General features: G+C 50.7%; 8 protein-coding genes, 2 tRNA genes and 3 rRNA genes. 4 read left to right on the top strand and 9 right to left on the bottom strand.

Features of this window, described 5'->3' with window-relative positions; all coding sequences use genetic code 11:
* Positions 1–41: 41 nt before the first annotated feature.
* The 4 genes from pncA to B5X72_RS16325 all read right to left on the bottom strand — a co-directional run bounded on the left by pncA (position 42) and on the right by B5X72_RS16325 (position 3,577).
* Positions 42–644: a bifunctional nicotinamidase/pyrazinamidase gene (pncA, locus tag B5X72_RS16340; RefSeq protein WP_079717997.1), complete on the bottom strand. Its 603-nt coding sequence runs from the start codon at positions 642–644 to the stop codon at positions 42–44.
* Positions 645–655: 11 nt separating this feature from the next.
* Positions 656–1,399, bottom strand: a complete 744-nt coding sequence (locus B5X72_RS16335) for a 3-keto-disaccharide hydrolase (protein WP_079717996.1) — start codon at positions 1,397–1,399, stop codon at positions 656–658.
* Between the two features lie 58 nt (positions 1,400–1,457).
* Positions 1,458–2,465, bottom strand: coding sequence for a hypothetical protein (locus tag B5X72_RS16330; RefSeq protein WP_079717995.1), 1,008 nt, complete (start codon positions 2,463–2,465; stop codon positions 1,458–1,460).
* Between the two features lie 122 nt (positions 2,466–2,587).
* On the bottom strand, positions 2,588–3,577 hold the full coding sequence (locus B5X72_RS16325) for an aspartate-semialdehyde dehydrogenase (RefSeq protein ID WP_079718131.1): 990 nt from the start codon (positions 3,575–3,577) through the stop codon (positions 2,588–2,590).
* Positions 3,578–3,798: 221 nt separating this feature from the next.
* Between B5X72_RS16325 and B5X72_RS16320 the strand changes: the two genes are divergently transcribed.
* Genes B5X72_RS16320 through B5X72_RS16305 form a run of 4 tightly spaced genes read left to right on the top strand, consistent with a single transcriptional unit; the run spans position 3,799 to position 7,808 of the window.
* Positions 3,799–5,406 (top strand): lamin tail domain-containing protein, encoded by a 1,608-nt coding sequence (locus B5X72_RS16320; RefSeq protein ID WP_079717994.1) that lies wholly within the window; start codon positions 3,799–3,801, stop codon positions 5,404–5,406.
* 32 nt (positions 5,407–5,438) lie between these two features.
* A complete protein-coding gene (locus tag B5X72_RS16315) occupies positions 5,439–6,410 on the top strand; it encodes an NAD-dependent epimerase/dehydratase family protein (RefSeq protein WP_176146249.1) in 972 nt (323 codons plus the stop codon).
* Entirely contained in the window at positions 6,394–7,119 is a 726-nt protein-coding gene (locus tag B5X72_RS16310; protein ID WP_079717992.1) for a YebC/PmpR family DNA-binding transcriptional regulator, read from the top strand. The genes B5X72_RS16315 and B5X72_RS16310 overlap by 17 nt, the downstream gene beginning before the upstream one ends.
* The gene (locus tag B5X72_RS16305) at positions 7,119–7,808 is read left to right on the top strand and encodes a hypothetical protein (protein WP_079717991.1); all 690 of its coding nucleotides are present in this window, start codon (positions 7,119–7,121) and stop codon (positions 7,806–7,808) included. The genes B5X72_RS16310 and B5X72_RS16305 overlap by 1 nt, the downstream gene beginning before the upstream one ends.
* A gap of 172 nt (positions 7,809–7,980) precedes the next feature.
* Here the strand turns inward: B5X72_RS16305 and rrf are convergent.
* The 5 genes from rrf to B5X72_RS16275 all read right to left on the bottom strand — a co-directional run bounded on the left by rrf (position 7,981) and on the right by B5X72_RS16275 (position 13,031).
* A 5S ribosomal RNA gene (rrf, locus tag B5X72_RS16300) occupies positions 7,981–8,092 on the bottom strand.
* 68 nt (positions 8,093–8,160) lie between these two features.
* Positions 8,161–11,032, bottom strand: a 23S ribosomal RNA gene (locus B5X72_RS16295).
* A gap of 198 nt (positions 11,033–11,230) precedes the next feature.
* A tRNA-Ala gene (locus B5X72_RS16285) sits at positions 11,231–11,304 on the bottom strand.
* A 7-nt stretch (positions 11,305–11,311) separates the two neighbouring features.
* Positions 11,312–11,385: transfer RNA gene (locus B5X72_RS16280), tRNA-Ile, on the bottom strand.
* A gap of 124 nt (positions 11,386–11,509) precedes the next feature.
* A 16S ribosomal RNA gene (locus tag B5X72_RS16275) occupies positions 11,510–13,031 on the bottom strand.
* Together the 16S, 23S and 5S rRNA genes with 2 tRNA genes alongside form the textbook arrangement of a ribosomal RNA operon.
* Positions 13,032–13,504 lie beyond the last annotated feature (473 nt).

Genomic DNA, 13,504 nt, shown 5'->3' with positions numbered 1-13,504 from the left:
AAGGTAGGCAAAAGCGCCGGTTTAAGCTGGGGGCGGCGCTTCTAGGCAGAAGCGTCCAACAGCCTCCCACCATGCTCTAGGAACGTTGCTTGCTTGGCGATATATCCGGCTTCATCAATCGGCCGTACAGCATCCGCAACGATGCTGGTGCCAAACCCCAACTGCAAGGCGTCCATCGCTGTGAAATACACGCAGTAGTCGGCAGCAAGGCCACACACGGCTACATCGGTCACCCCCTTATCATGCAGGTAACCAGCCAGACCTGTATTTTTGCGCTTTCCATTATCAAAAAAACCACTGTAGCTGTCTATGGATAATTCGGTTCCTTTTCGGAAAATAGCCTCAACACGGCGTGTGTCCAATGCGTCGCTCAACTGTGCTCCCGCCGTATCCTGCACACAATGATCTGGCCAGAGTGTCTGTTCTAACCCCTCCAGATCGATGCTTTCAAAGGGATTACGCCCTGGATGGGCCGAAGCGAAGCTTTTGTGGCCCGCCGGATGCCAGTCCTGTGTCGCAACCACGACGTCAAAGTCTTGCTGGATGCGGTTAACCAGGGGCACGATTTCATTCCCGCGTGGCACGGCTAGCGCTCCGCCTGGAAGAAAATCGTGCTGGATATCCACAATAATCAGCGCGCGCATCAGCCTTCAAATTATGGCAGCTCTTTAATCCGGATGTTTCTGAACCAAGCTTGATCGCCATGATCTTGCAAGGCTATTTTGCCTTCATTGGCAATTTTATAGTCCGGGAAATCTTTCCACTTTCCTTCCGTTTTTTCTTTATTCCACTCCGGAGTACCTTCCTGGAATTCCACGATTTTCTGACCGTTGAGCCAATGCTCCACATGACCGTTGTTGTAGACGATCTTGCTGCTATTCCATTCACCTACTGGATTCAATTCCTTCTTGGCATTATCCGCTGGGTTCATGGCATAATTCGCCCCTGCTTGCTGCCAATTTTCCAGCGTACCTGGAAAACCGATATCATCTATCAGCTGATATTCAGGCCCCGTTTCATAGGGCGCCTTGTATTTCTGGTCCTCCACGACGTGGTACATCAGCCCCGAGTTGCCACCCTCGGATATCTTCCATTCCCACTCCAGTTCGAAATTACCAAAAGACGCATCGGTAACAATATCACCGCCGATGTCGGCACCACCCGTTTTGCCGAGGCAGGTGAGCACGCCATCTTCCACGATCCAGTTATCTACCACAGCGTCTCCTTTATTAAACCCACGCCAACCGGCAAGGCTTTGGCCGTCAAATAAGGAAATCCATTCCCGCGTAGCGGCGTCTTCAGCCGTAGCGGTTTCAACTGTTTTTTGGTTTCCTTGATTACATGAAAAAGCCATAGCAGTGAAGACAGCTATGGTGGCTAAGCCTGTTTTTTTTCTCATAACACTGATTAATTGATTTATGACAAACAAACTTAAGTAAAAAAATTCATTTGCTCAATTAAAGTGAAATTTGCAATCCGATAATCCCGCCAATGAAAAATCCACTGAAATAGTCTTTTCCGTTGTGTGTCCATAGATATCGGTCGTCCCTGATGGCGGGCTGATCAGCCTCAAATAGCAAATGATTGAATGTAGGGCCAGCAAACAGCTCCAAGCCCGGGACCACCCGATAACCAGCCAACGCACGGAAACTCTGCTTATTATAGACACCGTCTTCAAAGCTTGTCATGGCTGCACTGGCCAGCTCTGCATTTAGGCGGAATGCTTTTTGCGCGATAAGATGTGCGCCAATACCGCCTTCAAGTATATAACGTGCTTCCTCATGCTTGAAATTGTAGCCGATACCGAGAATACCGTATAACACGTTCCCCCCAGACCGAAAAGTCAGCAGGCTACTCCCCGCTTCGTCGAGCGTCACGCCCAGTTGCAGTTCTCCTTCCTTTATAAAATTAAGTATTCCAATTGGATAGTCACTCGCTTCAGCAACATTGATCAATCCGGCTACCTGCACACCTTTCACCCGCTTGGCAACATTGACCAATCCAGCCACTTGTGTGGTCACATCACCGGCTTTGTTTATCACTCCCGCTATTTGAACACCTTTTGCCTCCTTACCCGTCAAGTTTGCAAGCCCAGCTATTTGTAGCCCTTGGGCGCTATCTTTTATATGATTCAGCATACCCGCCACTTGCGTACCCTTAGCGTAGGTGATATGGTTAGACACCCCCGCTATCGCCACTCCATAAGCCTTGCCTTTGACAATGCCGGAGACACCGGTAATGAGGCAGGCATCTTCTTGCTGGGAAACACCCGAAATCAAATGCAACGAAAACCTATTCGTGTCAACCAAGGCTGTCTTGCCATTCGTGCTCAACGGATAAATGATACCAACATGCACTTGGTTGGTTTTACCAGCCTGTGCCAATAAATCAACGGTGCAGACCAAGATCGTTATTAAGCAAACCATCACTTGAATCATCATACGGGTAGTCTTGTTTTTTTTCATTATTGTTCCTTTTTCGGCTTAGGACAACCATGAGGCATACTACCCTTACTCCACAAATGCTAAAGGAATAAAAAAAGCATCTGCCATTGGACAGATGCTTTCATATAGCCAGGAGAGAATCCTTATAACAACCCCTTCGCCAGCAGTGTCTCTGCGATCTGTACCGCATTGGTGGCGGCACCTTTGCGCAAATTATCGGCCACCACCCAAAGGTTGAGTGTTTTAGGTTGGCTTTCATCTCTGCGAATACGCCCCACAAACACTTCATCTTTTCCATGCGCATCTTTGGGCATTGGATACTTTAGTTGGGCGGGATCGTCAACTACGACCACACCGGATTGACCGGCTAACAGGGCACGTACTTCTTCGACGTCAAAATCATGGGCAAATTCAATATTCACAGATTCGGAGTGACCGCCGATCACCGGAATACGGACCGTAGTAGCCGTTACACGAATGTTGTCATCACCCATAATCTTGTTCGTCTCCTTTATCATCTTCATCTCTTCCTTGGTGTATCCATTTTCCTGGAATACATCAATCTGTGGGATGACATTCAAATCAATCTGATAGGGATAGGCCTTTTCCCCTTCGACGCCCGCGCGTTCGTCGTTCAACTGCTTCACGGCCTTTACACCGGTACCTGTTACCGATTGATAGGTAGAGACGACCACCCGCTTGATGATATATTTTTCGTGCAATGGTTTCAATACGACCACCATCTGAATGGTCGAACAGTTTGGATTAGCAATGATCTTGTCACCGGCGGCCAATACATGTCCATTGACCTCAGGAACGACCAGCTTCTTGGTAGGGTCCATTCGCCAGGCCGAAGAATTATCGATCACCGTAATACCCGAATCAGCGAATTTTGGCGCATATTCCAGCGACGTACTGCCACCTGCCGAAAACAGCGCCACATCGGGTTTAAGGGCGATGGCTTCGTCGGGTGTGACCACCTTATACTGCTTTCCCTTGAATTCGATTTCCTTACCCTTGCTGCGCTCAGAGGCTACAGGAATCAATTCTGTTACGGGAAAATTACGCGCTGCTAACACCGTTAACATCTCCGAACCCACCAGCCCGGTCGCGCCGACTACTGCCACTTTCATTTTTTGTTTCGTTGTTTTGTTAATGAATTTAATATTGTTTAACTTTAAACTTTTAAAAGCTGCCAAACATACAAATTTTGGCTCAACTTAGCGACAAGGAATTTCAAAAACCTTCGTCCGAACCCATTGTCTATCAGTCTTCAAAACGATGAAACTATTGAATCGCCAATCCCAAAGGTTATGAACCGAGCGTTCGCTACCTAAACGATAAATACCAGGAAGTGAAAAACAGTTTATTTTCATTAAGTTTCTTGTTGCCTTTATTATGCGGTATCCAACCCTTGTGGATAGAACAGAACGTATCCAGGCCACCAGTACATCGGGAAACCAAGTTATTACCTGACGATACCATAGGAGCATCTTTTTTCGACGACTTTTCCGCTGGTTTACTTGCCCATTGGTTGGGGCATACGACCTCCTTTATCCCGGCCGATAACCGTTTACAGCTTAATCCGGGCGCGGTTGCTCCCGCTTTCATCGCCATCCCTTCTGCGCGTTTACGGAATACGGCATGGGAAGCGGGCATACAAGTAGACGACGTACTCACGGCAAATAATTTCATTAGGCTTTATCTTGCATCTACCGCATCATCGCTCAATGAACCACTTCAGGGCTACCATCTTCAAATCGACGGTACCGACGGCACGCACACCTACCGCTTATGGCGGCAAAATGGCAATACACGTACTGTCATTTTCCAAAGCAAGGCCATTGCCAACCGAGGAAATAAATTCCGCGCACGCATACGGGTCACCCACAGCATTGATGGGCAGTGGCAAATACTGGCCGATGAGTATGGCAACGGTACATTCAATGCGCTATACAGCGAAGAGGGGGTGGCCAGCGTAACCGATGCGACATATCCCTATGGAGGGTACGCAGGATTCTTTGTCAACTTTTCGCCAACAAGGGCGCAAGACTACCGCCTTGATTATCTACTTATCAAACCGCTCGATCCGCCAATAGATACCATTCAATCAAATGGAATCCAGCCCGGTGACATCCTCATTAACGAAGTGCTTTCCAACCCGAAACCAGCAGGCGTGGACTTCATTGAAATCTATAATCATTCCAATAAAACAATCAATTTGGAGCACATCGAAATAGCCAGCGTGAATTCGAGCGGAACGCCCGGCAGCCGCAGAAAAATTAGTGAAGCCCCCCTCGCTTTTTATCCGAACGAATATAAAGTCTTGACGACTAATCCGCACATCATAAAGCAGCATTACCCGCATAGCAATCCAAACGCTTTTATCGAAACGCCCATGCTTCCAAACTTCAATAACGCACAGGGCGGTGTTGTACTTTACAGTGGGAAAACAACAATTGACAGTCTCTTTTATACACCAGCGCTGCAGTCACCTTTTATCTCCAACCACCAAGGCATCTCGCTGGAGCGCCAATATTTTTCCAGGCCGACCAATGACCCAGACAATTTCCGGTCAGCGGCCAGTCTGGTCGGCGGCGCTACACCGGGTTATCAAAATTCACAACAACCAGTACAAGAATATACTGCAAGCATTTTTTTGACCTCAAAAACGTTTTCACCGGATAACGACGGGTTTGAAGACGAACTGGAAATCAATTACCAGTTTCCCGATCAGGGGTTCATGGCCACGGTAAACATCTACAACGACAAGGGGGTGTTGGTAAAAAGGTTACAACGCAACCAAAGTCTGGCTAATAAGGGGACCATTACCTGGGACGGGCTCTCCGACGCTAACCAGCCGCTCCCCGTAGGTATCTATATCGCCGTCATCGAAACCTACAACGCACATGGCGCACGAAAAGTGTACCGCAAAAGTTTTGTATTGGCCGCTAGGCTGTGACGAACATGGAAATTTTGCTAAGTTTGCACCCAATGGAAGAGCGGATAATCATCATTGGTTCAAACGGTCAAATTGGAACGGAGTTGGCCATTGCTTTGCGGGCCAAATTTGGCGGAAAACAGGTAATTACATCGGATATACGCGAGCCTCAGGTACCGGATCCAAGCGGCCCTTTTGAAACGATCGACGTTTTGGATAAAAAGTCGCTGCATCTGCTATTCACCAAATATCGGCCTACGCAGGTTTACCTTTTAGCGGCCATGCTTTCCGCTACCGGCGAAAAATATCCACGCCAAGCTTGGGATCTCAACGTCAATGGGCTGCTGAACGTACTGGATTTATCCCTCGAGTATGGCGTCAGCAAAGTATTTTGGCCCAGCTCCATCGCTGTCTTCGGACCCCATTCGCCCAAAATGAACACCCCGCAATACACCGTCATGGATCCCAATACGGTTTATGGCATCAGCAAATTAGCGGGCGAGCGCATATGCGAGTACTATCACGGACGTTATGGGCTCGACATCAGGAGTATCCGTTATCCTGGCATTATCAGCTGGAAAGCCGCTCCTGGCGGCGGGACGACCGACTATGCCATCCATATATTTCATGAAGCCCTAAAAAACGGTACATACTCCTGCTTCCTTTCGGCAGACACGGCATTGCCTATGCTATACATGGATGATGCCATCCGCGGCACACTGGCGTTAATGGATGCTCCGGCAGACGCACTGCATATCCGCTCAAGCTATAACCTTACCGGCGTTAGTTTTACACCAGCCATGTTGGCCGATGAAATCCGTAACATCATTCCTGAGTTTACCATCACCTATGCGGAAAACGATCCGCGCCAAGCTATAGCCGACACGTGGCCCAATAGTATTGACGATACCGAAGCACGCGAGGATTGGGATTGGCAACCCCGATTCGCCTTAACCGACATTGCCGTAGATATGATTACAAACCTTAAAGAAAAAATACATTCAGAAGATGGGAAGAGCATTTGAGTTTAGAAAAGAACGCAAATTTAAACGCTGGGCCAAAATGGCCGTCCAATTCACCCGTTTAGGAAAAGAAATCGCTATTTCCGTTAAAGAAGGCGGACCGAATCCCGAGGGCAACTCCCGTCTGCGGACCGCCATTCAGAACGCGAAAGCGGTAAACATGCCCAAAGATCGCATCGAGGCGGCTATCAAAAGGGCATCAGACAAGGACGCCAAAGGATATGAAGAGCATGTCTATGAAGGCTATGGCCCGCATGGCGTGCCTATCCTCATTGAAACCGCAACTGATAACACGAACCGTACAGTAGCCAATATCCGCAGTTATTTCAGCAAGGCTGGCGGAACGCTCGGTAAGACGGGATCACTCGATTTTATTTTTCAACGTAAATCGATTTTTCGCTTTACCGTGGCCGACGACGTGGATTTGGAAGAGCTCGAGCTAGAACTCATTGATGGCGGACTGGAAGAGTTGTACGTAGAAGCCGACGAGGAAGGAAACGACATCGTGGTTGCGCAAACTTCATTTGAAGACTTTGGCAACATGCAACGCTTACTCGAAGAAAAAGGGATTGAAATAAAAAGTGCCAAGTTAGAGCGCATCGCCCTATCAAATACCGAAGTTTCCGAAGAAGATGCGGCGGATGTACTTAAACTCATTGATAAAATCGAAGAAGACGACGACGTACAGGCGGTATACCATAACATGACCTAATGACTTTCGAGGAATTTTTCATCAAAAAGCGGATTAATTTGGCGCAACTGCGCCAAGCCAAGCCCGATTTGTATGATGAGTTCCGCAGTCATTATGATCTAATGGGAGAAAAAAGTTTCGATCATACAAAAAAATACTGGTTCAACCGGCTACGGAAAGAATACCTATTAAATGATAAGGAGCTATTAGCAAATACATCCACGGCCGACGTCCGCGAGGTTCAAACGCCGCCAATCGATTCGGCCGATATACCTACTCCAACAGAAGGAAGCAGCCCGCCAGTCAAACCACTTGGATTCAAGCCGCGATTTAAAGCCGGAAGTACTCCGCCTAAACCGACTATCCCAAAGGCGTCCGACCAGGAAGTACCTCAAGACAGCACCAAAGCACCTACACCGGCAGAAGAAACCAGCCCACCAGCCAGACCACTGGGATTCAAACCGCGATTTAAATCCGCTTCGCCGGCAAAGAAGGCTGCAACCAAAACCAAAGACGATACCGCTAAAGCAGAAGAATCAGCACCCTCACAATCGTCAAGCGAGAAGTCGGATAAAACAATCCATCGTCCCGAAAGCAATCCAAAAGCAAATGAGGCTGAACAGTCGCCGGCTAAACCAATCGGGTTTAAACCACGTTTCAAGCCTGGAGTAACGGGGAAAAAAACCCACGACGGACCTAAAAATCCGTAGCAGATCTCGCTATCGTCAATTACGTACTCTTTTGGTTGGCATAGCCTAAGTTCCGTCCTACACAGATCATATACCACCCCCACTACCTCCCATAGGCTATTAAGGAAAAAAACGAAACCATTGCCCAAAAAGAAAGCCCCGTGTGCAGTTGCACGCGGGGCTTCCAAATAAAATCCGGCACCGACCTACTCTCACGCCTGTTACGGCAATACCATCGGCTCTGGCGGGCTTAACTGCTCTGTTCGGGATGGGAAGAGGTGGACACCGCCGATATAGGCACCTGAATACCTTTATGACATATCATCGGAAGAAAACATGAACGAGAATCCGAGCAAGGCAACAGCATCTCTGCGCGAGAAAGCTTTCGGGCTATTAGTACCGCTCAGCTGTGGTGTCGCCACCTCTATACCTGCGGCCTATCAACCCCGTAGTCTACGGGGACCCTCAATGGAATACTAATCTCGTGGCCGGTTTCGCACTTAGATGCTTTCAGCGCTTATCCTAACCCGACATAGCTACCCAGCCGTACACCTGGCGGCATAACTGGTTCACCAGCGGTCGGTCCAGCCCGGTCCTCTCGTACTAAGGCCAGCCCCACTCAATATTCCAACGCCCGCAACAGATAGGGACCGAACTGTCTCGCGACGTTCTGAACCCAGCTCGCGTGCCACTTTAATCGGCGAACAGCCGAACCCTTGGGACCTTCTCCAGCCCCAGGATGTGACGAGCCGACATCGAGGTGCCAAACCTCCCCGTCGATATGAGCTCTTGGGGGAGATCAGCCTGTTATCCCCAGAGTACCTTTTATCCTTTGAGCGATGGCCCTTCCATGCAGAACCACCGGATCACTATGTCCGCCTTTCGGCCCTGTTCGGCCTGTATGCCTCACAGTCAAGCAAGCTTATGCCATTGCACTCCGCGTACGGTTACCAAGCGTACTGAGCTTACCTTTGAAAGCCTCCGTTACCTTTTTGGAGGCGACCACCCCAGTCAAACTACCCACCAAACAATGTCCCCCGCTACGCAGGGTTAGGAACCGGATACGCAAAGGGCGGTATTTCAAGGACGGCTCCACGAGTCCTGGCGAACCCGATTCATAGCCTCCCGCCTATCCTACACATCACGCACCCAGTCCCAATGTTAAGCTGTAGTGAAGGTTCATGGGGTCTTTCCGTCCCGTTGCGGGTAACCGGCGTCTTCACCGATACCACAATTTCACCGAGCTCATGGCTGAGACAGCGCCCAGATCGTTACACCATTCGTGCAGGTCGGAACTTACCCGACAAGGAATTTCGCTACCTTAGGACCGTTATAGTTACGGCCGCCGTTTACTGGGGCTTCGGTTCAATGCTTCGCCATTGCTGACTAACATCCCCCCTTAACCTTCCAGCACCGGGCAGGTGTCAGGCCTTATACTTCATCTTTCGATTTCGCAAAGCCATGTGTTTTTGTTAAACAGTCGCCTGGGCCTTTTCACTGCGGCTGACTTACGCCAGCGCCCCTTCTCCCGAAGTTACAGGGCCATTTTGCCGAGTTCCTTAGCCATGATTCACTCGAGCACCTTAGGATTCTCACCCCAACCACCTGTGTCGGTTTACGGTACGGGTTTTGAATGCCTGAAGCTTAGCGGTTTTTCTCGGAAGCTTGATTACCCACGCTATCGGCGCCCCCGAAGGTTTGCCGTACTATCGGGTTTCAGCATCCGGAACGGACTTCCCTGTCCCGGATATACCTACGCCCTTCAACGCACTATTCCGTCAGTGCGCGGTGGTGTCACTTCTCCGTCCCCGCATCGCAGCATCCAAAAGTACGGGAATATTAACCCGTTGTCCATCGGATTCGCCATTCGGCTTATCCTTAGGCCCCGACTGACCCTGATCCGATTAGCGTTGATCAGGAAACCTTGGTCTTTCGGTGGGCGGGTTTCTCACCCGCCTTATCGTTACTTATGCCTACATTTGCTTTTCCGGAAAGTCCACCGGCCCTTACGGACCGGATTCGCCCCCGCCGGAATGCTCCCCTACCGATATTAAATATCCCATAGCTTCGGTAACACACTTGATGCCCGTTCATTATCCACGCCCGGCCGCTCGACTAGTGAGCTGTTACGCACTCTTTAAATGAATGGCTGCTTCCAAGCCAACATCCTAGCTGTCTAAGCAGCCGGACCTCGTTAGTCCAACTTAGCGTGTATTTGGGGACCTTAGCTGATGGTCTGGGTTCTTTCCCTCTCGGCCTTGGACCTTAGCACCCAAAGCCTCACTGCTGCGTATATCCTGCGGCATTCGGAGTTCGTCTGGATTTGGTAGGATGTGACTCCCCCGCACCCAATCGGTAGCTCTACCTCCGCAGGACTCTCCGCAACGCTGTTCCTAAAAACATTTCGGGGAGTACGAGCTATTTCCCAGTTTGATTGGCCTTTCACCCCTACCCTCAGTTCATCCGGAAGCTTTTCAACGCTTATCGGTTCGGCCCTCCAGTACCTGTTACGGCACCTTCAGCCTGACCAAGGGTAGATCACAAGGTTTCGCGTCTACCTCCACCGACTGCACGCCCTGTTCAGACTCGCTTTCGCTTCGGCTGCCCCACTGAATGGGTTAACCTTGCCGGTGAAGTGTAACTCGTAGGCTCATTATGCAAAAGGCACGCCGTCACCCCTAAAGGCTCCGACCGCTTGTAGGCACACGGTTTCAGGTTCTTTTTCACTCCCCTGTTCGGGGTTCTTTTCACCTTTCCCTCACGGTACTGGTCCACTATCGGTCTCCCAGGAGTATTTAGCCTTGGCGGATGGTGCCGCCGGATTCCCACAGGGCGTCTCCGACCCCGCGGTACTCAGGATACCACTAGGCTGCACTTGCTTACGTGTACGGGACTGTCACCCTCTCCGGTACCGGCTTCCCTTCCGGTTTCCACTTCACGCATGCATGCCACTTCGTGGTCCTACAACCCCGCATATGCCGTAACATATCCGGTTTGGGCTAATCCGCGTTCGCTCGCCACTACTTGCGGAATCACTGTTGTTTTCTCCTCCTACGCCTACTTAGATGTTTCAGTTCAGCGCGTTCGCGTATTATACGATGTACCTTCAGTACATCAGGTTACCCCATTCGGAAACCGCCGGATCAATTCGCATTTGCCGATCCCCGGCGCTTATCGCAGCTTGTCGCGTCCTTCTTCGCCTCTGGGAGCCTAGGCATCCCCCGTGTGCCCTTCTTTACTTTCTTCAACCCGCGGCCCTTTTGCCAACCGCGGGCCTGCTTCGGACCGCATGTCGCCATGCCGGCCCTACTGTTGCCTTCTCTCTTCTCTTCTTGTTTTCTTCCAATATGTCAAAGAACTTCTGTTCGGGAGCAGGGACCCCGGAATAAGGCGCAAGGACAACGTCCTTTTTCCCCTTCCTGAAACCCCTCATCCTAAACGCGTGGAGAATAACGGATTCGAACCGTTGACCCCCTGCGTGCAAGGCAGGTGCTCTAGCCAGCTGAGCTAATTCCCCGTACCCGTAGTCCCGAGCAGACTTGAACTGCTGACCCCTACATTATCAGTGTAGTGCTCTAACCAACTGAGCTACGGGACTAGCTTTATTCTCGCCTCTCAGGACACACCGTGTAAGGGAACGGTGTCCTCTATTTTCCTGATATCTTCTTCTCTCTTTTCAATTGATAATCCATGGCGCAACGAGTACCAATCCGGTACCCTAGAAAGGAGGTATTCCAGCCGCACCTTCCGGTACGGCTACCTTGTTACGACTTAGCCCCAATTACCAGTTTTGCCCTGACACGCTCCTTGCGGTCACATGCTTCAGGCACCCCCGGCTTTCATGGCTTGACGGGCGGTGTGTACAAGGCCCGGGAACGTATTCACCGCGTCATTGCTGATACGCGATTACTAGCGAATCCAACTTCACGGGGCCGAGTTGCAGGCCCCGATCCGAACTGTGACCGGCTTTGCGGGATTGGCGCCCTGTTGCCAGGTGGCTGCCCGCTGTACCGACCATTGTAGCACGTGTGTAGCCCCGGACGTAAGGGCCATGATGACTTGACGTCGTCCCCGCCTTCCTCACTGCTTGCGCAGGCAGTCTGGATAGAGTCCCCACCTTTAAATGCTGGCAACTATCCATAGGGGTTGCGCTCGTTGCGGGACTTAACCCAACACCTCACGGCACGAGCTGACGACAGCCATGCAGCACCTAGTTTCGTGTCCCGAAGGACGCACCCATCTCTGGGTGCTTCACTAACTTTCAAGCCCGGGTAAGGTTCCTCGCGTATCATCGAATTAAACCACATGCTCCTCCGCTTGTGCGGGCCCCCGTCAATTCCTTTGAGTTTCACCCTTGCGGGCGTACTCCCCAGGTGGATGACTTAACGCTTTCGCTTGGACGCTAACCGTATATCGCTAACATCGAGTCATCATCGTTTAGGGCGTGGACTACCAGGGTATCTAATCCTGTTCGATCCCCACGCTTTCGTGCATCAGCGTCAATTACGCCTTGGTAAGCTGCCTTCGCAATCGGTGTTCTGTGGCATATCTATGCATTTCACCGCTACTTGCCACATTCCGCCTACCTCATCCGCATTCAAGCGCGCCAGTATCAACGGCACTGCGATGGTTGAGCCACCGTCTTTCACCACTGACTTAGCGCGCCGCCTACGCACCCTTTAAACCCAATAAATCCGGATAACGCTCGGATCCTCCGTATTACCGCGGCTGCTGGCACGGAGTTAGCCGATCCTTATTCTCACGGTACACTCAACCCGGTACACGTACCGGGGTTTGTTCCCGTGCAAAAGCAGTTTACAACCCATAGGGCCGTCCTCCTGCACGCGGCATGGCTGGTTCAGAGTTGCCTCCATTGACCAATATTCCTTACTGCTGCCTCCCGTAGGAGTCTGGTCCGTGTCTCAGTACCAGTGTGGGGGATTCTCCTCTCAGAGCCCCTAGGCATCGTCGCCTTGGTAAGCCGTTACCCTACCAACTAGCTAATGCCACGCGAGCCCATCCGTCCCCTATGAATATTTGGTTGTCCCACGATGCCATGGAACAACGTCATGCGGTGTTAATCCCTCTTTCGAGGGGCTATCCCCCTGGGACGGGCAGGTTGCTCACGCGTTACGCACCCGTGCGCCACTCTCATCACCCCCGAAGGAGTGAATCCCGTTCGACTTGCATGTATTAGGCCTGCCGCTAGCGTTCATCCTGAGCCAGGATCAAACTCTCCATTGTAAAAATGATGTCCGATCTGACCCGATTGCTCGGAATCAATCTTTAATTATGTCTATTAACCTGGATTGACTTAGGTCTGTCTTGTTAACTTTCGCCCATGACAGACTACTCGTTACGCTACATGAATATCAATATCTTTCAAGAACTCTCGCGCCTCCGCTCACGCTTCGGCTTTTTTATCTTCCGCAGCCCCGAAAGGCCGCATCCGTCTTTGCTTCTTTTTCTGCCGCCGGCACATCGCGCGCCGGCTCCGGAACCTACCGTCTTTCAACCCCCCGTTCCGTTTGGGACTGCAAAGGTAAGGAGCTTTTTTTATTCCACCAAAAAAAATTTTACTTTTTTTTTTACCCCCCGAAACGCCCGGAAACCAAACGCCCCCAAACAACCGCAAAACCTTACCCAAACCGTTCAAAAAACAACCGCAAACTCAAAACTTCTTACCGTTTCCCCGTTTGCGGGCTGCAAAAGTAGAA

This window comes from Parapedobacter luteus, from assembly GCF_900168055.1.
Taxonomy (GTDB): Bacteria; Bacteroidota; Bacteroidia; order Sphingobacteriales; family Sphingobacteriaceae; genus Parapedobacter; species Parapedobacter luteus.
The sequence above is the reverse complement of the archived record's forward strand: the minus strand, read 5'-3'. Positions and strand labels throughout refer to the sequence as shown.